This window comes from Pradoshia sp. Z4_20 (assembly GCF_058216035.1).
The window spans coordinates 185,817-207,686 of record NZ_JBZAJD010000005.1 but is presented as its reverse complement, the minus strand read 5'-3'; the positions used below and the strand labels follow the sequence as shown (position 1 = coordinate 207,686).

The window sequence follows — 21,870 nt, the reverse complement described above, 5'->3', positions numbered from 1 at the left end:
ATATTCAAAAAGGAAATTTGAGTGAAAATCTCCCTCTAAAGTCCCGAATCGCCTCTTTTACTTTTAACCATAACTCTTTTATGATACCTCTGTAAGCTATATAAAAGAGAGGTGAAGGTAGTATGTTAAATCAGGTTGCGCTTGTTGGAAGGTTGACGAAGGATCCTGATCTGCGTTATACACCGGAGGGAAAAGCTGTATCAAACATTACTTTGGCCGTTACGAGAAATTTTAAGAATGCTGATGGCGAGTATGGGACGGACTTTGTAAACTGTACACTTTGGAATCGGGCAGCTGAAAATACCGCATCCTATTGTCAAAAAGGTTCTGTAGTCAGTATCGTTGGAAGAATTCATACACGTAATTATGAAAATCCAGAAGGAAAGCGTACGTATGTAACAGAAGTTATAGTGGAAAGTGTTAACTTTTTAGATCGAAAACGGGTGAATAACCTTCATGAAGGCAGTCTGGAAACGAACGCAGTGCCTATTTTATGAACGAGCGGGAAGTAGTCGCTGATTTAATCCGAATCGTTGGCAGTGTAAATAGCCGTGTATCCAAAAGTGAGTCAGATTTGAGAAAAATCGAACAGACTCTGCAAATCCTCATAAAAGAATTGTCTAACATGAAGGAGCTTCAATATCAATTATGTGAACAAACGTATCAACTCCACGAACATTAATCCCTCACAAACATAATCTGCACACAAAATGCCTCCAATACACTTATAAAAGTTATACCCCCTCTTGATAGCCGCCAATGCGCGGCTTTTTTTCAGTTTTGGGATAATTATTTTGCTAAAAGGTAAATTTCTATTAGAAATAGAATTGAAATTATTGGTAAGATAACGGTAGATACATATTTTCTTATTACAGCCAGGAGGGATTTAAGGTGGAAGCAAAGGATTTCATGATTAAGGATGTAATCAGTTTAAATGAAGATGCAAGTATTAAAACATTGCTGGAAGTATTGATGAAACATAAAATCGGAGGACTTCCTCTGGTCGATCCAAACAATAAACTGTTAGGGATTGTAACAGATGGGGATGTCCTTAGATATATGAACCCAAAAGCCTTCATTTCCTCTTATGTCACTTATATAGAAGAGTTGGATGAAACCTTAAAATCAAAAAGTGAATCTCCGGTTAAAGCAATTATGAAGAAAAAAGTAGTCTTTGTTCGAGAAGAGGATGAGCTTGAAGATGTACTCAAGCTGCTGGCAGCACACCATTTCAAAAAGATACCTGTAGTCAATGAAAATCGTCAGGTTGTAGGTGTAATTAGCCGTGGGGATATGATTCGTAAATTAGGCGAGTTACTACTTGAAAAATTGTAAGAGAAAGGAGGCTCATTTCTGAGTCTCCTTTTTATTTCTATTGGCGTACTATTGTTACGTAAAAACGTCCCCAGCAGCTTTTCCATAAGAAATCGATATTTAAAATGGTGTTGATAGAGTTGCGATGCTTCTCAATCATCCTTTGGGCAAACATGTTAGCATCCCGTTCGACCCATTGTGATTGATAGCCATTTCTGCCTGTGTTGATATAAGGCGTATTATACTGCCTCTTCATATGGACACGCTGGTAGGCATGGCGAATTTCATGAAAGAGATCCTGTAGTAAAAATAGCTGCATAAGCCCGCGCTCGTATTTTTTGTTTTTTACCTTATGGTTAAAGGGAAATAATGCAATCTTACCAAGCTTATGATACCCGCCCAATGTGCCATTTAAAGAATCCTCATAACACCAATCATCAATAAATTCCTTTCCAAAATCGGTTCGGTCTGCGATGACTTGATCTGGATGATCGTATATGGAAATGGTCATTCCTAAGTATTTATAATCGTCATAAAGTAAATTGAGTATTTGTTTAAGCTGGAAATCGGATAGGATATTTGAATGATTACGTAAAACTGTTTTCGCTAATCTGGAGGGGCGATTTAAGGTACTTTCAAGAGAGATGTTTTCTTCTACGATCATTAATGTAAGCAACTCCTGTTAATTAATCTGGCTGTTTTAATTGGGCATATAACATGATATGCCAGGACCGTGACTATACATTCGCAACAAATTACTACATAAATCGATATAGAAAATGTGGAAAAAGAAGGAATAATGTAGAAAAGTATACAACGAAGAACAAATTTCGTCAAATAAGTGGTTTGGCTTTATTTAAAAGAGGGTAAGTAAATAAATTGCTTAAAAAAGAAAGAGGAGAGACCCTCTTTCCTTACTTATACAAATTGCTATCTTGATTGATATATAGAGTCGTTTCATAGTACATATCATCTCTATATTGATTGGATAATTCATCTTCAATAGTTTTATAGGTGAGATATGGAGCGGTTTCTGCCTGTACGTGTTTAATCTTTACCTGAGTGGAAATCTCCTGCTTGCCGCCATTCTTCCCGACAGTTAAAAATTTCACGTGTACGGTAGGTGATCCCTTTTTTAGGTGCATTGAAGGAATTGCTTTGTCACCATCTGTATTCGTCGCCTCCACCTGTTCAATGGCCAGCCTATCCTCAGGCTGTGAATCTAAATAAGCAAGTAAATATTCTTGTTTCCATTTTTCCTCATCAAGTGAATAATCATATTCAGAGATAGTCGTATATAAGTGAAACGCAATGAAGCCAACCGCGGCTAAGGAAATTACTCTTATACCAACTGCAACACTGGATAAAGATCTCCGATCACGTATGACATGATAGAAAATAGCTATTCCAATGATTGTCCAACAGATCACCGCAATATACGTGAGCGGTGCATCAGCTAACTCTTGTGTCTTCTCAAAAGTTTGTACAACCTCTTTAAAACTCAGTTTCCTCACCTCTGTTTCCATTTCCTTTTACTAATAACTGTAAATTATTTTATTTGTTTAATCAATTTTTATTATTCCGACTCTAATAGATACAAAAAAGCCATCCCCTATTTTTTAAGAAGGGGATGGCCAAAAGTTATCTTTCAAGCACCAGCAAATCCTTTAATTCATCTGAGGATAGCTCGGTGATCCAATTGTCACTTTGGACGATTTCATCGTTAAGCGATTGTTTTTTCTCCAGCATAACGTCAATTTTCTCCTCAAGTGTACCGGAGGAAACCATCTTATGGACATGTACAAAGCGCGTTTGCCCAATACGGTAGGCACGGTCGGTCGCCTGATTTTCAACAGCTGGATTCCACCAGCGGTCATAGTGAATGACATGGTTGGCAGCCGTCAGGTTAAGCCCTGTACCGCCCGCTTTCAGGGAAAGTAGAAGAATCGGATACTTGCCATCCTGAAAATCGGCCACCATGGTATCCCGTTGTTTTTTATTGGCGCTGCCGTTCAGGAATGGAACGACATGACCATAGCGGCGCTCAGCGATTTGCTTAATCATATTACCCATTTCAATGTATTGTGTAAAAATAAGCACACTTTCATCCTGTTCATAAATGATATCGAGCAATTCAATTAGCTTTTCCATTTTCCCGGATCGATGAAGAATATGCTTTGGTGCCTCTTCCTTTAGATAAAGGGCAGGATGATTACAGATTTGCTTCAGCTTGGTTAGCATCTGCAAAATAAGCCCTTTCCGTTCGAAACCGCTTAGTTTTTCAACTTGATCAAGCGTATCTTTAACAAGCTGTTCGTATAAAGCGGCTTGCTCGGTTGTTAGGCTGATAAACTCCTTTTGCTCCAATTTATCCGGCAGATTGAGAGCAACCTCTTCATCCTTTTTCGTCCTTCTTAAAAGGAAAGGCTGAATTAGCCTTTGCAGGGTGGCAATTTTATTCTTATCACCATTGCGTTCAATCGGTCCGGCAAAGTTTTTATCAAATTGCGTTAGTGAGCCAAGATAGCCCTTATTAATAAAATCAAAAATGGACCAAAGCTCACTCAGTCTATTTTCCATTGGAGTACCGGTTAAGGCGATATGATGAATGCCTTCAAGCTTACGGGCAGAACGGGATTGCTTCGTATGGGAATTCTTGATATTCTGCGCTTCGTCGAGCACAACAGCATTCCATTGCATGGATAAAAAGTCTTCCTCATCCTGATGAAGCAACCCAAAGGTTGTCAGAATCACATCGGCATTGCCAAACCCATCCCTAAACTGTTCACCCTTCATACGACTTGGACCATAGTGAAGATGGACGTTCATGGATGGAGCGAACTTTTCAAACTCCTTCTGCCAGTTTCCGAGCACAGAAGTCGGACAGACAATCAAGGATGGAGATTTTGCTGGACCATTCTTCGCCTCCACCGCTAACAGATAGCTGATGAGCTGAATCGTTTTCCCTAGACCCATATCATCGGCCAGACAGGCACCGAATCCATATTCACGTAAGAACATCAGCCAGCTCATTCCCTGTTGCTGATACGGCCGCAATTCGCCCTGGAAGGCATCGGGTACCTGGACAGTTGGGATATCCTGAAGTGAGTTGATGCGAGTCATAAAGCGTCTCAGGTCACTATTCAGCTCAAATTGAATTCGTGCGTAATCCCCTTCATTCTCATCCTCAAGCTCCTCATCCTGTGCCAACTCCTGCTGAAGTAAATCATTGATACGCAATCCTCGCTCATCTGCTTCCTTCTTCAATTCCTGCATGCGCCTCATTAAGGCAGGATCCAGTTTCACCCAGCGTCCTCTAATATAGACAAGCTTCCGTTTTTCCTCAACAAGCTTGTTAAATTCCTCCTCGGAAACCTCAGCGCCATTGACGGAGAAACGCCAATTATAATCGAGCAAGGCATTCATACCCACAAATGATTTTCGGCGGCTTGGCGAATTTTTCACTTTAGCCTTCATGGCGATTTTCGCATCCTTAATTGCCTGCCACCATGATGGCAATAGAATTTCTACGCCAAGCATATGTAGGACCTCGGAAGCATCCGTTAAGAAATCCCAGGCTTGGTCCTCAGTGACAATATCATCAATCCAAGGGAAAATATCCTTCCAGCGGGCGATTTCCTTTTCAGCCATCTCTAAATGCCTTTTCCAGGCAAAAGGAATCCTATGGCGATCAGCCCATATGAAAAATTGCTCCTCATTTCGCTTGCCGCGCATAAACGGTTCTAGCTTCCATTGGTCAACCTCATCACCCGCTGCAAAATCAGGCTCGCTCAGGCGCATTCCCATAGAAAAAGGCAATTCATCTTCTTTGGCACCGGTCCAAATTTCCCAACGGTCTCCGTCAAAGAAGCGGCTGAGTACCTTGGTGGAGATATTTTTTTCAGCAAACAAATCAAGCAAATCACCTACGCGATGATTGCCGGGACGGTCTTTAATCGCTTCATTTAACCATTCCTCCGCAAAACGCCGAACCGTAATGGTTTGGATTCCGTCATGCTCGTGTCTGGCCATTTCCTGTTCCCAAAAGGAGTCCTGAAAGTCTTCGAGTATTTCCTGTGGGAGCGGGAAGGTAATGCCGTCTTGATTCCTATCGTTAAAATCAGGCATAACCGTTCCGTTTTCAACGGTTTCATATAAGGATTGGGCCAAAGCTAAACTAATGGATGCCCAATTGGACCAGGACCAATTAATAAAGCTGTTGAAAGGCTCTTCTGCCAGCACCTTCATCCATTTATGGGCGCTCATGAGGACACCGCTTTTACCATCAAGTGTTTGGATATCCACTTTCGTCCCAAAGTAACTATCCGCGTCCCAAAGAAAGAAGCTTGTTGCCCACAATTCGGCAGGAACGGGCTCACCCTCATCTGTTCCATAAATAAAGACGCGTCCGCCTTCAAGTAATTCAATTTGAATATGAAGAGTTTCAATCAGCTGCATCAATTAACTTTCCTTTCTTAAGTTCTTCCTGAAAAGCGCGTAATCGCTTATTATCATCGCTGATATATTCAATATAAGATTCCCAAACGTTTACGCGCTTAAGTTTTTTATAAATAGTTCTCAGCTTTTTTAAATAACGGACCGCTTCCCGGTAGGATGAACGATTTTTAGCCGCAATCAAATTAACTACCTGCAGATGCAGAATAGGAAGGAGGACTTCAGGCTGTTCCTTTTGAATTTCCTTCGTTTGATTGGACCATTCATAAAGGACATCAACACGCTCAGCAACCTGGAGCTCGACCCATTTTTTATACTCCTTCTTCTCATACAAATAGTGTGAATATGGAATAAGGGAGTAAGGAATGGTTTCCCTTAGAATACGTTCGAGCAAGTCGAATCGTTTGGCGGCTGAGCAAAAAGGACGAATAATTTGCAGGGCATTATATAAAAATCGAGTTCTCTTATACTCCTGAGTCTGATAATCATGCAAATAAGCTTTAATATTTTTTGAGAAGAATTCAACAAAGGGAACCATTCGTGCATGTTCCTTTGCATTATGCAGTTCCTCTAACACAAAGGTAAGGAAGAAGCAGGATATCGGACCAAGCTTATTTAAACATTCTAACGCCTGCTCATCCTTGCCATCGACCATATATATGTGAATCATCATCCAAAAGACCAACTCAATTTGCAAGGAGTCGGCGAGAGCCGGGAGCTGGTTTGACAAACGATCTATTTCAGCCCCGCGTTCTTCTTTTGTTGTAATGATATTTGTCCAAATCGTTCGATAGATATCCCAGCGATAATAGCCGCTTCCCATTTCACCGGTTGGCAAATTCTTTGTTTCATCAATCCAGGAATGGATAAACTCCTCTGAATCAAATGGACGGATAGAGGATTCAAACCGATGAACTTCATCCTTAAAGGCAAGGAACAGTTCGTGAATCATAGATTCCAGCAGTTCCTCCTGAAAGTGATCCTTCGTACTACTCTGCAGATCAAATAAATGTACCAAGCCCATATAATAGGCAATGCTGCGGTATAAAGGCACCCATTGCTGATTGGAGGGCTCGCTGCGCTGGATTGCACGCTGAAAATTAGAAGCAGAGCGGTTTATCCCGGCCATAAAGTAAGGAGGGATGGCTAACTCTTCCCGTGCGGAACGGATGAAAAATTCCTTCCAGGCACTGTATGTATGCTCCGGTTTAGAAGGCTTGCTTTTTTCTTTATATACGGGGCCATTTTTTAGTGATTCCTTTAAACGGAACATGGGGTCCTCTTTATTCTTCCAATGATTCACCCATTCCGTAACGCTGGCTTCCTTACTGTAGGCAGCAAAGAATACAGCCAGCTGATGCCGGCATAAATCAATCGCTGGACAGGAACAAGAGCTATTGCTTGGAAAACTTAAATCCAAAGTGACGTTCACCTTTGTCACGTCCTGTACGACACCTTGAATAAGATCAGATTCGATCGATAGCTTTACCACTGTCCCTTGACGATAAAGAACAAGACCCTTCGAAACTAAATTGACATCATTAGTTGATTTAGGAGAGAGAATATCCGAAATTCGCTCCCCGTAGAATTTAAGTGCATCGTGCATATATCATTCTCCTTACGAGACAGTTTAACCAAGTTTAATCTTAATTGTAACAAAACTGATCAAAAAAACGTATGAAAAGGGGGAGGAAAGTAGAAGACTAAAGATAAAAACTAAAAAGAAGAGAATGCGATGAATGTAAATCGAGGTGCAGATAAACGAAAGAAATATAGATGGTTATGGATTTCCGGGTTTGTAATTGTGATTGTCCTGGTTGTCGGATATCCTATTTATCAGGCCTTTCAAGCAATAAAGGATCCACTGCGGGAACGCCAATCACCCTATAGAGAAGAACAGCTTGATTTAACTAAAAAAGAGCCATTTTCATTATTGTTGCTAGGTATTGATACAAACGGAAGACCGGATACTACTATGGTCATAACGGTCAATCCGGAACACAATAACATTAAAATGCTCGGTATTCCACAGGATACAAGAGTAAAAATTGCTAGAAGCGAGAAATGGGATAAAATCAGTGACGCCTATCAAGAGGGAGGAGCGGAACTGTCGATGGAGACAGTTGAACAGTTTTTGGGAATCCCGATTGATTATTATGTGAGCATCAATACGGATGGAGTGGAGGAGCTGGTGGATGCCATCGGAGGTATCACGGTTGAAAACCAGTTAGACTTCTCTTATGATGGGCAACATTTTGCTAAAGGTAAAATCCAGCTAAATGGTGAAGAGGCTTTGGCCTATATGCGCATGCGCCAGCTGGAGCCAAATGGCGAAGAAGGGCGGCAGCAGCGGCGGTATGAGGTAATTGGTGAGGTAATTCGAACAGGTGCCAATATCCGAAGCTTAACTAACTATGATCAAATCGCCACTACCTTAATGAATAATGTGAAAACAAATATCACAATTTCAGAGATGATAAAAATAAAAAACAACTATCAGGAGGCAGTTCAGCATATTGATCATATCAGTATGGAAGGCACAGCTGAAAAAATAAATGGAATCTATTATGAGGTAATTCGCGCGGAAGAGGTCAAAAGAATTAAAGGAATTTTACAAAAACATATGGAATATTTTAGGGATTAAAGGTAGAATAAAGAATATAAAATATTCGTCTAGGAATATTCCTGGAGTTATAAAAATATGCGCCAGAGCGAGCATTTTTGAATAAACATGTAAGAATATTGGTGTTTTACTCATATGTGGTCAGGCCACCTTCATAGGCACTCCTGTTATACTAGGAACAAATAACCAATGAAGGAGGCTGGGCATAGTGGAGTTAAACGTAAAAGTACAACCAAAGTTTATTGACGGTGAGTGTTCAATTGAATTTTCGTTCTCTTTTGATTGGGAAAACATGAAAATTGGTGAAGCGGTTATTCTGACATGTGAAGAGGAAATGGACGCTCAACTTATTGAAGAAAAGCCGATGCTAAACCCTAAGAAACGTGAAACAAAATACCCGAAAATTGCCTTTGTCACGGACCTAGCAGTCATAGACGGACATAAAACAGCCGCTATTAATGAAATTAAAAAATTTCTAAATGTCATTGGAATCCAAAATATTCGTTACCAAGATAATCGACTAGCCAGTATGGCATAATTAATATAAAAGAAGACCAAATTTCGCTCTTAGGAGGCGGGATTTGGTCTTTTTACTATGTAGATAATGCAATGGATTCCCTTATGAATATTCCGGAATAGGTAATTATCCTTATACACGAGTAGGAATGAACCGTTTTTTTTGTAGGAAAATTATCCTCTAGCGTGGAATTAAAGTCATGCAGAGGAGGTGGGATGTCATTTGAAGAGTATGAAAGAAATAAAAGCGAGAAAAAGATTTGTTAGAGACATGACTTTTTTAACTATTTTAACGGTCATGTTGTTTATATCGAGTATTGGGACCTATTCTTCCTTCGTGCCCCTGAACTATGTCTATATAGCAGGTTGGATCAAGTTAGTTACGGTAAGTCTTTTGACAGTTTATTTTATTTATTTAAACGAAGTAGCGTTTAAAAGATCGAACCCTATAGGTTGGTTTATGGTTATCCTCGGAATGGTATATGCAGCAATGGGAGTAGTAGCCATGTTTTAATACCTTTCATACTGATAGGCAAACATACAAAGCGAATTAATCAATCGATTGATTAAGAGAAAATCTCCATTCTGCAAGTCTTTGGCATTTACCTTGCGGATGAATTCCGCTAGGATAGGAATATGAATAATGACAGGAAAAAGATCATATACCGTTTAATACTTTTATTGTTGGTTGTGGGAGTAGTATTTTATTCCTCCTCACAGCCTTATACCGAACAAAACATTCAACCGTTGCTGAGTGAGAACTTAAAGCTTCCTGATTCGGTAGTGGCTTTGCTTTCAAAAATAAGCTTCACCTATGCTGGTGTAGAGATTAGTGTGGAAGCGTTAGGGTTGCCGGGTTTTGTTGAGTTTTTTATCCGTAAGGGTGCCCATTTTAGCGTTTACTTTGTAATGGCGTTTATATTGGCCAGTATCGTCAGAGTATGGGTACAGCGAGCGGTGAAGGTAACGGCAATCACGATGGGAATTGTCTTTCTATATGCCTGCTCAGATGAATGGCATCAGTCATTCACAGGTGACCGCACGCCACTCTTTCATGATGTGATGATTGATACAGTGGGTGGATTGACAGGGATTGTCTTATATTTTGTATGGAGAAAATTTCGAAAGTAATAATTGTAGAGAAGCTGGAACATAATAGCTTCAAATAAGAGAAAAGGCGAATTGAATACACACAACTTCGCCTTTCTTAAAATCTAGTTGAGCTTAGGCGCCGGTAAAAAGATGTATATATATCATTCAGAAAAGCTCTTTGGAAAAGTAAATATCTATGTAGATGCTTTAACGGGTGATAATATTGTTATGGTATAATAGAAAAAGCTGATCATGTTTTAGAATGATCAGCTTTTGTTATGTCTCCGTAGTGTAATTCCAAGGAACTCTTTTTTTCTTTTAAAAGGTTCATATATTTTTTATCTTCGATTAATTCGAATATCGAAATAGCCTTATTTAAATAATATATGGAATCTGAATACTTCCCAAGCTTTTCGAGATTGTAGCTAACTTGATAATGTAATTCAGCCAATGGGAATAGATTGTCTTTTTCTAAGCAGTATTTTATACCGTTTTTACAGTATGTAATAGATTCATCATATTGTTTCAATCGAGTATACACTCTGGCAATATTATAATACAGCCGCGGTAAAATCGAATGATCACTAATGAAAACTAAATGTGATAAATGCTCTTTAGCTTCCAAAAATATTTTTAGAGAAATCTCATTCTGATTGTCTGTAACATAGACTGCTCCCATAGACATGAGTACTTCTATTTCTCTTTCATTCCAAACTTTATCCAAAACATGTGTTAAGTCAATTGCTGACTTAAGCAATTCTATAGATTTTTCCACATTATTATTTACAGCATGCTCATAGACACCCTTGTGCCATAAGATCAGCTGTCTGTTACGCCCATTTTGCGTAAAGAGCGGATTGTCCTCTTCTAATTTTACAATTCTATTCATCTCTTCGTAGAGGAGATGGCGCCGCGTTAGCCGTAACTGTCTGCTTACCTCATTAACATAGTCTACTCTTGGAGTGGAACCGATTTCAAAGAAGTAGTTAACATCCACTCCTAATTTTTGTGAAATGAGATATAAGGTATTAGCATAAGGATATACATCACCTTTTTCAATTTTACTTATCTGTGCTTGTGTACATATTCCTTGGGCTAGCTCGTCTTGAGATAGTTTAAGTGATTTCCTCAAATCTCTTATTCGCTGACCAATTGCGGAGAAATCCATTCATGGTACCCCCTTTCCGATAGTATTCCTATAGTTATATTTATATGTAAAAAAGTATGTATGTGCTAGTTTATATTGAATAAATTGAATCTAAAGTCCCTGTATCGAATAAACCTTTAAAAGTAAATATATGGTTAAATATAAGTATAATCATAAACCAATTATACTTATAAACTTATGAATGAAAAGGGGAATATGTATGAAAAAGAAAATTATGTTAATCGGTGCTAGTGTGTTAGGTATCAGTGCTTTGACAGCGACAATTACTATTTCTAAAACGGATCTTGCAGAGCTTCCGACTATGTACGATGTAAAACCAACGCAAGTAGCGGAGCTTCCGACTATGTATAATGTAAAACCAACACAAGTAGCAGAGCTTCCGACTATGTACAATGTAAAACCAACGCAAGTAGCAGAGCTTCCGACTATGTACAATGTAAAACCAACGCAAGTAGCGGAGCTTCCGACTATGTATAATGTAAAACCAACACAAGTAGCGGAACTTCCGACTATGTACAATGTAAAACCAACACAAGTAGTGGAGCTTCCGACTATGTACAATGTAAAACCAACACAAGTAGCAGAGCTTCCGACTATGTATAATGTGAAGCCGACAAAAGTAGCTGAACTACCAACCATGTATAATGTAAAACTGAGTAACGGAGTGAATACAATTGGCTAACCATATTGATGAATTTTTATATGTGAGACAGAAGGAAAAAGATGATAAGACGTCGGATGAGTTGCCAACAGTATATTAAGAAACTGTTTACATCAGAATAATTTTTCTGTACTGAGGAAATGATTTTCTCAGTACTTTTATATGGAAAAACGAATCATAAAAATGGGCTTTCTTCTACAATATTATCGAATGTTCGTTTTCTGTGCTTGATTCAAACTTCCTATTTGTAAAAGTATACTGAGAAGTTTTAACAATATAATAAGAGAATAGACCTAAGTTTCTTTTTTGTTGCTTATGATATTTCAGTATATATTTGTAAAGAATGAAATAAAAAAAAGACAAAGACCGATCTTTGTCTTTCTTATCATTATTCATTTGTATCCAAGCCGACTTCCTCATCATTTAAATTCATGTTGATTTTCTCATCACTATTCCACAAAACAACCTGCTTCTTTTCATTGATATCCGTATCATTTGTTTTCAATTTTGCCTCGACTTTGTATTCTCCCGGTAGAAGGGGACCGACTTTCTTTTCATAAATGACTTCGTTGGCCTTAACGACTTGTTCACCATTCACCATTAAGGTGGCATGCTTAGAATTTGTGGTAATCGTCAGATAAACTGGATCGATTTCAATTGAATAGTTGTCGGGCAGCCAGGAATTTGTATTCTTTTTCAGTGTTAAAAATCCTTCAATCCTGGGCTGTTCCTTACCTGTTTTGGATGAATCATCATCATAATATCGGGATTGTTCATGGAGAACTGTCAGAAGGCTTTGGGTGTAATCAGGATTTTTTTGAAGGTAATCCATCAAGATTTTTGTATTTTCTTCGTCAATAACTAGGTCTTCATTTGATGAGGTTAGGATCCGGGAGAGCTGACGTACATTTTGATCGGCGAGAGCGGTCTCAACTTTTTTGACAAGAGTATCCTTATCGAGAAACGGTCCCTTTATAAAATAAAAGCTAACGAATAAAAGGACAGTGAGTATAATCATTAGGGATATTTTTAATAGTGGGGATATTTTTAGATTCGCCATTTTCCTCACACCACCTTTAGGATTGGGTCATAAGTAACGGTTACTTACTTCTACTATATCGGCATATTGAAAATAATTTCAAATAATACATATTGAATTTTTTATGACAAAAGACAGTAACCATCTATATGTATAGTATACTTTCAACCCGGAGGAGTTAGAAGATTAAATTAATCAATCGATTAATGAATAGGCCCAAATAAAATAATCACCCGTCACGATACGGATGATTGGTTACTTGAAAGCAACAATTGAGGAAAAGTGAGAAAGTAAATAAAGCGGTGGCTAGTATATTTATCTTTTTAGAAGTGAACAGAGGAAAAGACCTTTAACCTACGTTCCTGCCCTACAAATATACTTGAGGTAAGGAACCATCCGATTGGCGATGATTAAAATGTCCGACGCTGACTGACTGCATTCAGGATAAAGATCTTTTCTTGTTTAGAAAGCATTCTCCAACTGCCTGCTCGGATTCTCATAGTTTCGCGCCTCCTTTTTTATACATAATTTGGAATGGTTGTACCCTATTTATACCGTAAAAAACACGAAGTGAAACAAAACAAATACCAACAAATAGTCATTTTAAATGAACTGGTTAGCCAGAAACTGTGGAAAAGTGATAGGGAAACCTGTATAACGGTTATCTGAATAGCAGAAGGTGTCGGTAAAAAGTTTAAGAAATTTATAAAAAAGAACGTTTATTAGGGGATTAGACTTATTGTCATCATGGGAATCTTCTCAAGTGATACGATAGCAGCTATTTCTTTCCGACATATTCTATAAACCAACTCCCACTATCCATCAAACTTCAGGAAATCTTGTTGTCCAGAATATACTGTCGCTAATCAGCTCGTCATCTAGTGGAGGGCACAGAAAGTTGGTCCCGATAAATACCTCTATTGGATTCCCCGCTTTTCTCCCTACTATTAAAAGCTATTCCTGTATGTAAAAATGTCCTCCTCCAGAGGAGGGCATCTTATTCGTTAATACCTGGTTTATTTTCATGAGCTTCCTCGAGTTGTTGACCGATGGCGGATAGAACAGCGCCAACGGCTTGAATCCAGCTTCCCAATGCAACATAGAATTGTCCCTCCTGCTGGTCATTAACTTGAATTTTAACGCTGAATGCTTGGATGACACTGCCAATGGTTTGGAGAATATTACCTATTAAGATTTCTGTTTCTCCTAAAGTGGTTTGATCGCCTAATTCATCAGCTGCACTGACTCCGCTGCCTAATGCCTGTAACAAATTACCCTGAATCGCAATATTCGTATTGGTAGGTTCAGGGAAATCAACAGCAATTCCTGTAATGACTTCCAAGGCTCCGATACTAGATATAACATTCCCTGCATATTCAAGTGAGGATTTATTATCTTGCCCGTCTGCGGCTAAGCCGGCACCAACTGCTTCCAGTGCATTCCCGACTAAATTAAGTTCTCTTTGTATTTTGTTTGATAATCCAGTGTTTGGAGTAGAGCCGATGGCTACAACAATGGCTCCGGTAGCCGTCAGCCAGGCTCCAACTATTTCTTTCAATTGATTTGACACCCTATCACATCCGTTTATGGATAATCGTTATAGTGTATTCCGAAGATTAAGTGATGGATTGGATTTTAGTTAAAATTAAAAGCCTCCGAAGTATTTCAGAGGCCATAGATTAAACGTTATTTATTTTTGAAATATACATTTAAGCCATTTAATATACCCTGTGCTGCTTTCTTGTGATAGCTGGTTTGGGAAATGGTTTTTTCCTCGGCTACATTTGAAAGGAATCCGAGTTCGAGCAGAGCGGCAGGCTGTTTATTATCCCGTATGACTCGATAATTACCATATTTAACTTTACGGTTTTTCAAGCCAGTAGCTTTAATTAATTCACCATGTATGGCATTTGCCAAGGTGCTATTACGATGATAAAAAGTTTCTATTCCCGATGCTGATGGTACATTTGGTGCATTATTGTAATGAATGCTTACAAACGCATCTGCTTTTTTAGAGTTACTGAGTGCAGCTCTGTCTTCTAATGAAATAACGGTATCATTACTGCGTGTCATAATGACGGTTGCACCAGCATTCTTAAGTAGGGCAGCCAGTTGGTTAGCCGTACTTAGATTAATATCCTTTTCCATTGTTTTTAATTTTACACCAATAGCTCCCGTTTCTGAGCCGCCATGACCAGGATCAATAACGATGATTTTTTCCTTCACACTCTTGTATACCAGTGTTTGGCTTGGAATCCATCCAATCTGACCGGATGTCAGCTTGACCTGTGTAAAGTTGCCTTTTGTAGTAAGTTTTATCACACTAGTGTTTTTACCAACTGAGGCTAAAATAGTAGATTTAGAGTCAGCCTCCTTGTACAGGGAGGTGTTGGCGGTAGTGTAAAGGTATTCTGTTGCAGCCAATTCGGCCTTTTTAGTTGATATATATTGCATAGCAACCCAACCAACTTTACCGTTGGAGGTTTTGATTTTCCCCCAGGATCCACTTTTCTGCTGAAGAGTAACAGCAGCATTTTTCTTCACCGTGGTGATAACCTTGGAAGAAGTGCTCGCACTGGCGCGAACATTTAGACTAGTAGCTATGACATAATATGTACCCAGATTTGCTGTGGCAGTCGTTGGCTTTGTCTTAGTCAGGCTTGGAGCAGGTACCCATCCAGTGACCTTTTTGCTTGAATAATAGACTTTAAGCCAGTTGCCATTTTGCCCTTTTACTGAAACGGCTGTGCCTTTCTTTATAGTCGCCAGAGATTTGGCAGAGGAAGAGGCTGTTTTTTTTATGGACAGATTGTCTGTCTGTGCATAGCCATTCCAGCTTACATAGGTAAGATAGGAACTCGAAACCCAACCCGTTTTTTTATCATATGTAATCTTGCTCCAGTTATTTTGTTCTGCTTGAACAGTTACCACTTTGCCCTTTTTAATTTTTCCTACAATAGAGGATTTGGTCGACGGCTTAGAGCGGACATTTAATGTGCTGGCGTTGACTTTAGATGAGTAGCTAGCAGCATCTGCTTTCTCCGGTAACATAGTAATGAAAAATGATAGCATAATCAGCACACTGACAGCTTTAATAGAGAGTTTCCTCAAAATATCACCTCTTACATAAACTATTCTATTTTTTAATCGGACAAATCTATCAAATCTAATGTGTTTCTTAAAGAATGTGAAATAGATTTTTCCTTATGGAGCGTAAAGGCCCATTTATTAAAATATAATAGAAGGCTAGAAGGGGTAAATAAGAAAAAGGTGTTAATTATGTAAGGAATTTATAAGTCAAAAAGCACCCAAAATCAAACTGCATCTAAATATGTTAGAAGTGTCTAACAACTGGGGCGCAGTTCAAAATAGGGTGCTTTTTATCTCCTTTGAATAGGAAATTGTAAATTGAAATGCTATTATTTTTGTTTGAAATATACATTCAACCCATTATAAATTGCCTGGGCTGCTTTTTTATGATAGCTGGTTTGGGAAATGGTTTTTTCTTCAGCTGCATTTGTAAGAAAACCAAGTTCTAGCAAGGTAGCTGGTTGTTTATTACTCTTGATGACTTCAAAACTACCTTGTTTAACTTTCCTATCTTTCAACCCTGTTGCTTTTATCAATTCATCGTGTATAGCACTTGCCAGACTGCTATTTTGATAGTAATAAGTCTCTATTCCAGAAGCGGATGGAGAATCTGGAGCTGCATTGTAATGAATGCTCACAAACGCATCCGCTTTTTTTGAGTTACTGAGTGCTGCTCTGTTGGCTAATGAAATAAAGGTATCATTACTACGAGTCATGATGACAGTGGCACCGGCGTTTTTCAGTAAGGCTGCCAATTGATTGGCTGTACTAAGATTAATATTCTTTTCCTTCGTTTTTAGCTTTACCCCAATAGCTCCCGAATCTGATCCGCCATGCCCTGGATCAATAACGATGACTTTTCCCCTTACATTTTTGGAAACGATCAGTGTTTTGCTGGTAATCCATCCAATCTTGCCAGATGCCAGTTTAACCTGTGTAAAGCTACCTTTCGTATTCAATTTAATCACACTAGAATTTTTTGTAACTGTAGCCAATACGGTAGATTTTGAGTCAGCATTCATGTACAGAGAAGTGTTGGCGATGGTAACCAGGTACTCCGTTTTATTTGATACCGGTTGTGGTGTTTTTGTATTGACCGGTTTTTTAGTTGAAATATATTTCATAGCAACCCAGCCGATTTTGCCGTTAGAGGTTTTCACCTTTCCCCAAGTACCACTTTTTTGTTGTAGAGTAAGGGCCGCATTTTTCTTCACAGTCGTGATGACTTTGGATGATGTATCAGCCTTTTGAAGAACACTCAAACTGCTAGCCGTAACATAATAGGTTCCAAGATCCACAGCCGGCTTTTTAGTAGAAAGATAAGAGAGACTTACCCAGCCGACTTTACCGTTTGAAGTCTTCACTTTCCCCCAAGTACCGCTTTTCTGCTGAAGAGTAACCGCAGCGTTTTTCTTTACAGTTATGATGACTCTAGCTTTAGTATTGGCTTTCTCGCGTACATTCAAGCTAGTAGCTGTCACATAATAGGTACCAAGATTCGCAACCGGTTTTTTAGTAGAAATATAAGTTAGGGACACCCACCCAACTTTACCATTGGAGGTTTTCACTTTCCCCCAAGATCCACTTTTTTGCTGAAGCGTAAGAGAGGCGTTTTTCTGCACTGTTGTGATGACCTTTGCTTTTGTGCTCGCTGTTGCACGTACATTCAAGCTGGTAGCTGTGACATAATAGGTTCCCAGGTTTACTGTACCAGTCGCAGGCTTTGACTTTGTTAGACTTGAAATAGATACCCAACCAGTCACCTTTTTACTGGAATAATAAACTTTAACCCAGCTTCCCGTTTGCCCTTTTACTGAAAGGGCTGTCCCTACTTTAATAGTCGCAAGAGATTTGGCAGAGGAAGAGGCCGTTTTCTTAATGGATAGGTTATTTGCTTTTGCATAGCCCGTCCAATTGGAATATGTAAGATATTTGCTCATTACCCAGCCGATTTTCTTATCGTATGTAATCTTGCTCCAGTTATTTTGCTCAAATTGAACCGTGACCACTTTACCTTTCTTAACTTTTCCGATGACAGAGGATTTAGTAGATGCCTTAGAGCGGACATTTAGGACATCAGCGTTGACTTTAGATGTAAAGCTAGCGGCATCTGCTTTCTCCGGTAAAAGAGTAATGATAAATGATAGCAAAATCAGCAAACTGGCAGCTTTAATAAAATATTTTCCCAAAAGTTCTTTCACCTCTTTTTTATTTATTCTTTTCTTTTCATCGGATGAATGAAATAAATTTAAAGAGGTTTGTTAAATAATGTAAAAAATAGGATGAAAATAGTGTTTTTTATCTTTTAAACGTGCAGTATCTCCTGAATTGTGAGGAGAAAGGATGAATGAACTGTAGATTTTGTTGATAACATAATCGGTTAGACTCAAAACAAAAAACACCCAAAAATGGGTGCTTAGGAGATTCTCGTCTTCAATTATTGGCAACTCTATAAGTTTAATTAATATAAAATCGAAGGTACCATATCTATTCTTCAGAGCTTCTTATTATATCCCAAATAATTTCAAGACCTCTTTACTCCAAATCTCAATCCCTTTTTCGTTTGGAGCACTTTTATCTGATTTCAGGTAATCCATTAATTCAGCTTCATCTGGCCAAGCCTGCCAATGGTCAATATATGTATAGTCCTCCTCCGCTGCGAATTCCTTTAGGGCGTCTACTTGTGTTGAATAGATGGGACCATTTGGGATAGGATGAGTAGGCATAAGAATCACGGAAAGATCCTCATTGATCGATTGTAATTCTTCAATGATAGTAGAAATATTATCGTGGTTTTCCTCCACTTCAACATTGCCATTATCAGCTAGAGTCAGAGCTTCTAGAATAAGAACATCAGGCTTGGCATCCTGATAATTACTGATTAAGCCTTCTTCTATTAATTGAGTTGATGTGCCGTTGAAATCTATGAATGATACAGTAATATCCGACTCAAATGACCTTTGCAACTCCTGACTGATTGTTAACCCTAATCCGCTTTTTTGATCTCCCAATGCTTTCGATCCGGCTATCAAAATATTAGCTTTTTCATGCTTGCTGATCGCTTTTTCGAGAGCGCTCTTCAGGTCATCCTCTTTAACATTCTCAAAAGGTGAAGAGGTCTTTTCCTCTTTTTTTGGTTCAGCTTGTTCTTTTTCGTTTTCCATGGCAACTGTTTTTGCGATTTGGCTGCTCCAGTAGTTTTGACCGAAAACTAGAACAAGGACGGTGAATATTGTAAGTAAAAGCATGGTAATAGATTTCATTTTTCTCCCCCCCCGAGTCGACAAATAATTTCACTTTATATGTATATATTACATTTTATTAGAAAGAATTAAATAAAATTTCCAAAAAAACAGATGAAATTTTCCGAATTTGTTGTATAATACTTAATATTATGTTAAACGGAGGATGAAATGGAAGAAACTATTAGCCTGAAAGATTTGTTTGAAACCTTAAAAAAACGTGCATGGTTCATTATCATGATCACCGTTTTGGCAGTTTTAATAAGCGGAGTAACAAGCTTTTTTATTTTGACTCCAATCTATCAATCTTCTACACAGCTGCTTGTTAATCAGGCAAAAAGTGAAGAAGCAATATATAACAGCAACCAAGTTCAAACAAATCTGCAACTCATCGAAACGTACAATGTCATTATGAAGAGCCCGGCCATATTGGATAAGGTGATTGAAGAATTGGATTTGAAACTATCACTAAGCCAGCTCACCAATAAAATAACGGTAGCAAGTGAACAGGAATCGCAGGTAGTGAATGTATCTGTTACAGACGAGGATCCGCATATGGCTGTAAAAATAGCCAACACAACAGCAGAGATTTTTAAAGAAGAAATCGTGGAAATTATGAAGGTCGATAATGTCAGCATCCTTGCAAAAGCAACGGTTTCAGAGAATGCTTCACCGATTAAACCGCAGCCACTTCTCAATATCGCGATTGCCATGGTTGTTGGATTAATGATTGGTGTGGGAATTTCCTTCTTAATGGAGTATTTAGATAATACGATTAAAACAGAACAGGATATCGAACGAATTCTGGATTTACCGGTGATTGGTGTCATTGGTGTAATTGAAGAAAGCAATGTGCAAATGGAAGGAAATGCAAGAACGAAACGAGCAGGAAGAGGTGAGCAACATGGCGCGTAAGAAGGGCAGACAGTTTGGAAACAGCAATCAGCGAAAGCTCGTTACCTATTTGGAACCAAAATCACCGATTTCGGAGCAGTTCCGTACATTAAGGACTAATATCCAATATTCCTTTATAGATGAAGAGATGCAAACGATTATGATTACATCTTCTGGCCCCACTGAAGGAAAATCAACAACTGCTGCTAATATCGCCGTAGTGTTCGCTCAACAGGGGAAAAGGACATTATTCATAGATGCCGACCTGCGTAAACCTTCTTCGCATTATACGTTCTCGTTTACGAACAACGTGGGATTAACAAGTGTATTGACGAGACAAATAGAGTTAGGTAAAGCAATCCAGATTGTAGAGCCTTTGGGTCTACATGTGTTAACAAGCGGACCGCTTCCGCCAAATCCTGCTGAGTTATTATCATCAAAATCGATGAATGAATTGATTAATCAGGCGAAGGAAGACTTTGACATCATCATCGTTGATACCCCGCCGATCACAGCCGTTACAGATGCACAAATCATTGCTAATATTTGCCAGGGAGTCGTACTCGTAGTGAGCAGCGGACGGACGCAGGTGGAAGATGCTGTCAAGACGAAAGAACTTTTATTAAATACCGGTACTAAAATTCTGGGTGCTGTTCTTAATAACAGAAAAATGAAGGATAATACGTACTATTATTATGGTAAAAAATAGGTATGTTGCTAGACTTTTACAACAAATGTTAGTAAGATAGATTCATTGATTATAAATAAACAAGAAGGGGTTGCTTTATAATGATTGACATACATAGTCATATCTTGCCAAGTGTAGATGACGGTGCACAGAGTTTAAAAGATTCAATGGACATGGCAAAGCTTGCTATCAGCGAGGGAATCAACACAATCATCGCAACCCCACATCATAAAAATGGTGCATACGAGAATACAAGAACAAACTTATTACCCGAGATTGATCAATTAAATGAACATTTGGAGAAAAGCCAAATTTCATTAAAGGTTTTACCCGGCCAGGAGGTCAGGGTGTACGGCGAATTGCTCGAGGATCTGGAGCAGGGCTTTATCCAAACAGTAAACAATTCCTCTTATCTCTTGATTGAATTTCCTTCAAATCATATACCAAGGTACGCAAAAACATTATTTTTTGAACTGCAGCAAAAAGGGATCAATCCAATATTAGTCCATCCGGAACGGAATATGGCTATTGTTGAAAATCCAAATCTCCTCTATGAATTTGTCCAAAAAGGTGTCAGTACACAGCTTACATCCGGCAGTATCGCCGGTAAGTTTGGCAAGAAAATCAAGAAAGTATCGATGGATTTACTGTCCTCAAACCTGATTCATTTCGTTGCATCAGATGCACATAATGTCTCAACCAGACAGTTCTGGATGAATGAAGCATTGGATGAAATAGAAAAACAGTTCGGATTGGATCAAATCTATTATTTTGAAGAAAATGCAGAGTTACTCATTAGCGGGCAGATAATAATGAGAGAAATGCCACAGCCAGTCAGACAGCGTAAGTTTTTAGGGCTATTTTAATGATGAACCCAATTAGGTGATGCCTCCTAACCTTTATCAAGGGAGACACTCGGCCATGCTGTGGGAGGTTTAATAAGCTTCCTTAGATGCAAGTCATCAGTAGGATGGTGTGAGGGTGGGTTAGATGCCCATGTTCTTTAAAATTCATGTGAATTGATTATAAGTGTGTATAAAAATCGTGCGATTAATTACCCCTAATATTGATTATGAAACATAGTAATT

The 21,870-nt window shown here is 38.7% G+C and carries 21 protein-coding genes; 11 read left to right on the top strand and 10 right to left on the bottom strand.

Annotated elements, in window-relative coordinates; genetic code table 11:
* Positions 1 to 122 precede the first annotated feature (122 nt).
* The 3 genes from AC4BHP_RS13455 to AC4BHP_RS13445 all read left to right on the top strand — a co-directional run bounded on the left by AC4BHP_RS13455 (position 123) and on the right by AC4BHP_RS13445 (position 1,335).
* Entirely contained in the window at positions 123 to 497 is a 375-nt protein-coding gene (locus tag AC4BHP_RS13455) for a single-stranded DNA-binding protein (RefSeq protein ID WP_066105726.1), read from the top strand.
* Positions 494 to 682, top strand: coding sequence for a hypothetical protein (locus AC4BHP_RS13450; RefSeq protein WP_066105730.1), 189 nt, complete (start codon positions 494 to 496; stop codon positions 680 to 682). Before AC4BHP_RS13455 ends, AC4BHP_RS13450 begins: the two co-directional genes overlap by 4 nt.
* A gap of 209 nt (positions 683 to 891) precedes the next feature.
* A complete protein-coding gene (locus AC4BHP_RS13445) occupies positions 892 to 1,335 on the top strand; it encodes a CBS domain-containing protein (RefSeq protein ID WP_490552788.1) in 444 nt (147 codons plus the stop codon).
* Between the two features lie 37 nt (positions 1,336 to 1,372).
* Here the strand turns inward: AC4BHP_RS13445 and AC4BHP_RS13440 are convergent, their stop codons facing one another.
* The 4 genes from AC4BHP_RS13440 to AC4BHP_RS13425 all read right to left on the bottom strand — a co-directional run bounded on the left by AC4BHP_RS13440 (position 1,373) and on the right by AC4BHP_RS13425 (position 7,375).
* Complete coding sequence (locus tag AC4BHP_RS13440; protein WP_490552786.1) at positions 1,373 to 1,978, bottom strand: DUF3920 family protein; 606 nt, start codon at positions 1,976 to 1,978, stop codon at positions 1,373 to 1,375.
* Positions 1,979 to 2,228: 250 nt separating this feature from the next.
* Positions 2,229 to 2,828 (bottom strand): hypothetical protein, encoded by a 600-nt coding sequence (locus tag AC4BHP_RS13435; RefSeq protein ID WP_490552784.1) that lies wholly within the window; start codon positions 2,826 to 2,828, stop codon positions 2,229 to 2,231.
* 127 nt (positions 2,829 to 2,955) lie between these two features.
* A complete protein-coding gene (locus AC4BHP_RS13430; RefSeq protein WP_490552782.1) occupies positions 2,956 to 5,772 on the bottom strand; it encodes a DEAD/DEAH box helicase in 2,817 nt (938 codons plus the stop codon).
* Positions 5,759 to 7,375, bottom strand: a complete 1,617-nt coding sequence (locus tag AC4BHP_RS13425; RefSeq protein WP_490552780.1) for an SWIM zinc finger family protein — start codon at positions 7,373 to 7,375, stop codon at positions 5,759 to 5,761. Before AC4BHP_RS13425 ends, AC4BHP_RS13430 begins: the two co-directional genes overlap by 14 nt.
* Before the next feature lie 129 nt (positions 7,376 to 7,504).
* On the opposite strand from AC4BHP_RS13425, the gene AC4BHP_RS13420 reads away from it, so the two are divergent.
* From AC4BHP_RS13420 to AC4BHP_RS13405, 4 genes are all read left to right on the top strand, one after another.
* Positions 7,505 to 8,413: an LCP family glycopolymer transferase gene (locus AC4BHP_RS13420; protein ID WP_490552777.1), complete on the top strand. Its 909-nt coding sequence runs from the start codon at positions 7,505 to 7,507 to the stop codon at positions 8,411 to 8,413.
* A 187-nt stretch (positions 8,414 to 8,600) separates the two neighbouring features.
* The gene (locus tag AC4BHP_RS13415) at positions 8,601 to 8,930 is read left to right on the top strand and encodes a hypothetical protein (protein WP_066105755.1); all 330 of its coding nucleotides are present in this window, start codon (positions 8,601 to 8,603) and stop codon (positions 8,928 to 8,930) included.
* A gap of 201 nt (positions 8,931 to 9,131) precedes the next feature.
* A complete protein-coding gene (locus AC4BHP_RS13410) occupies positions 9,132 to 9,422 on the top strand; it encodes a hypothetical protein (protein WP_490552775.1) in 291 nt (96 codons plus the stop codon).
* Between the two features lie 122 nt (positions 9,423 to 9,544).
* Positions 9,545 to 10,039, top strand: coding sequence for a VanZ family protein (locus AC4BHP_RS13405; RefSeq protein ID WP_140461868.1), 495 nt, complete (start codon positions 9,545 to 9,547; stop codon positions 10,037 to 10,039).
* Between the two features lie 211 nt (positions 10,040 to 10,250).
* On the opposite strand, the gene AC4BHP_RS13400 is transcribed toward AC4BHP_RS13405, so the two are convergent.
* A complete protein-coding gene (locus AC4BHP_RS13400) occupies positions 10,251 to 11,168 on the bottom strand; it encodes a helix-turn-helix domain-containing protein (protein ID WP_066105763.1) in 918 nt (305 codons plus the stop codon).
* Between the two features lie 199 nt (positions 11,169 to 11,367).
* On the opposite strand from AC4BHP_RS13400, the gene AC4BHP_RS13395 reads away from it, so the two are divergent.
* Positions 11,368 to 11,850, top strand: a complete 483-nt coding sequence (locus AC4BHP_RS13395) for a hypothetical protein (RefSeq protein ID WP_490552774.1) — start codon at positions 11,368 to 11,370, stop codon at positions 11,848 to 11,850.
* Positions 11,851 to 12,217: 367 nt separating this feature from the next.
* Here AC4BHP_RS13395 and AC4BHP_RS13390 read toward each other — a convergent pair whose 3' ends face one another.
* The 5 genes from AC4BHP_RS13390 to AC4BHP_RS13370 all read right to left on the bottom strand — a co-directional run bounded on the left by AC4BHP_RS13390 (position 12,218) and on the right by AC4BHP_RS13370 (position 19,221).
* Positions 12,218 to 12,889, bottom strand: coding sequence for a TcaA second domain-containing protein (locus AC4BHP_RS13390; protein ID WP_066105770.1), 672 nt, complete (start codon positions 12,887 to 12,889; stop codon positions 12,218 to 12,220).
* A 976-nt stretch (positions 12,890 to 13,865) separates the two neighbouring features.
* Positions 13,866 to 14,438: a DUF6944 family repetitive protein gene (locus AC4BHP_RS13385; RefSeq protein ID WP_490552772.1), complete on the bottom strand. Its 573-nt coding sequence runs from the start codon at positions 14,436 to 14,438 to the stop codon at positions 13,866 to 13,868.
* A 116-nt stretch (positions 14,439 to 14,554) separates the two neighbouring features.
* A complete protein-coding gene (locus AC4BHP_RS13380; RefSeq protein ID WP_490552770.1) occupies positions 14,555 to 15,979 on the bottom strand; it encodes an N-acetylmuramoyl-L-alanine amidase family protein in 1,425 nt (474 codons plus the stop codon).
* A 308-nt stretch (positions 15,980 to 16,287) separates the two neighbouring features.
* Positions 16,288 to 18,147: an N-acetylmuramoyl-L-alanine amidase family protein gene (locus AC4BHP_RS13375; RefSeq protein WP_490552768.1), complete on the bottom strand. Its 1,860-nt coding sequence runs from the start codon at positions 18,145 to 18,147 to the stop codon at positions 16,288 to 16,290.
* A 318-nt stretch (positions 18,148 to 18,465) separates the two neighbouring features.
* Positions 18,466 to 19,221 carry an SGNH/GDSL hydrolase family protein gene (locus tag AC4BHP_RS13370; protein WP_490552766.1) on the bottom strand — a complete coding sequence of 252 codons (756 nt, stop codon included), beginning with the start codon at positions 19,219 to 19,221 and terminating at the stop codon, positions 18,466 to 18,468.
* A gap of 150 nt (positions 19,222 to 19,371) precedes the next feature.
* Here AC4BHP_RS13370 and AC4BHP_RS13365 point away from each other — a divergent pair, with 150 nt between their 5' ends.
* From AC4BHP_RS13365 to AC4BHP_RS13355, 3 genes are all read left to right on the top strand, one after another.
* Positions 19,372 to 20,115: a YveK family protein gene (locus AC4BHP_RS13365; protein WP_490552764.1), complete on the top strand. Its 744-nt coding sequence runs from the start codon at positions 19,372 to 19,374 to the stop codon at positions 20,113 to 20,115.
* Complete coding sequence (locus AC4BHP_RS13360) at positions 20,105 to 20,803, top strand: CpsD/CapB family tyrosine-protein kinase (RefSeq protein ID WP_490552762.1); 699 nt, start codon at positions 20,105 to 20,107, stop codon at positions 20,801 to 20,803. The genes AC4BHP_RS13365 and AC4BHP_RS13360 overlap by 11 nt, the downstream gene beginning before the upstream one ends.
* Before the next feature lie 80 nt (positions 20,804 to 20,883).
* Positions 20,884 to 21,648, top strand: coding sequence for a tyrosine-protein phosphatase (locus AC4BHP_RS13355; protein ID WP_490552760.1), 765 nt, complete (start codon positions 20,884 to 20,886; stop codon positions 21,646 to 21,648).
* The last annotated feature ends 222 nt before the right edge of the window (positions 21,649 to 21,870 follow it).

Bases quoted from the DNA above. Each gene is read 5' to 3' on its own strand.
- AC4BHP_RS13450 (WP_066105730.1), top strand. From the start codon at position 494: ATGAACGAGCGGGAAGTAGTCGCTGATTTAATCCGAATCGTTGGCAGT.
- AC4BHP_RS13395 (WP_490552774.1), top strand. From the start codon at position 11,368: ATGAAAAAGAAAATTATGTTAATCGGTGCTAGTGTGTTAGGTATCAGT.
- AC4BHP_RS13420 (WP_490552777.1), top strand. From the start codon at position 7,505: ATGAATGTAAATCGAGGTGCAGATAAACGAAAGAAATATAGATGGTTA.
- AC4BHP_RS13430 (WP_490552782.1), bottom strand. From the start codon at position 5,772: ATGCAGCTGATTGAAACTCTTCATATTCAAATTGAATTACTTGAAGGC.
- AC4BHP_RS13405 (WP_140461868.1), top strand. From the start codon at position 9,545: ATGAATAATGACAGGAAAAAGATCATATACCGTTTAATACTTTTATTG.
- AC4BHP_RS13355 (WP_490552760.1), top strand. From the start codon at position 20,884: ATGATTGACATACATAGTCATATCTTGCCAAGTGTAGATGACGGTGCA.
- AC4BHP_RS13425 (WP_490552780.1), bottom strand. From the start codon at position 7,375: ATGCACGATGCACTTAAATTCTACGGGGAGCGAATTTCGGATATTCTC.
- AC4BHP_RS13360 (WP_490552762.1), top strand. From the start codon at position 20,105: ATGGCGCGTAAGAAGGGCAGACAGTTTGGAAACAGCAATCAGCGAAAG.
- AC4BHP_RS13370 (WP_490552766.1), bottom strand. From the start codon at position 19,221: ATGAAATCTATTACCATGCTTTTACTTACAATATTCACCGTCCTTGTT.
- AC4BHP_RS13365 (WP_490552764.1), top strand. From the start codon at position 19,372: ATGGAAGAAACTATTAGCCTGAAAGATTTGTTTGAAACCTTAAAAAAA.
- AC4BHP_RS13440 (WP_490552786.1), bottom strand. From the start codon at position 1,978: ATGATCGTAGAAGAAAACATCTCTCTTGAAAGTACCTTAAATCGCCCC.
- AC4BHP_RS13455 (WP_066105726.1), top strand. From the start codon at position 123: ATGTTAAATCAGGTTGCGCTTGTTGGAAGGTTGACGAAGGATCCTGAT.
- AC4BHP_RS13390 (WP_066105770.1), bottom strand. From the start codon at position 12,889: ATGGCGAATCTAAAAATATCCCCACTATTAAAAATATCCCTAATGATT.
- AC4BHP_RS13400 (WP_066105763.1), bottom strand. From the start codon at position 11,168: ATGGATTTCTCCGCAATTGGTCAGCGAATAAGAGATTTGAGGAAATCA.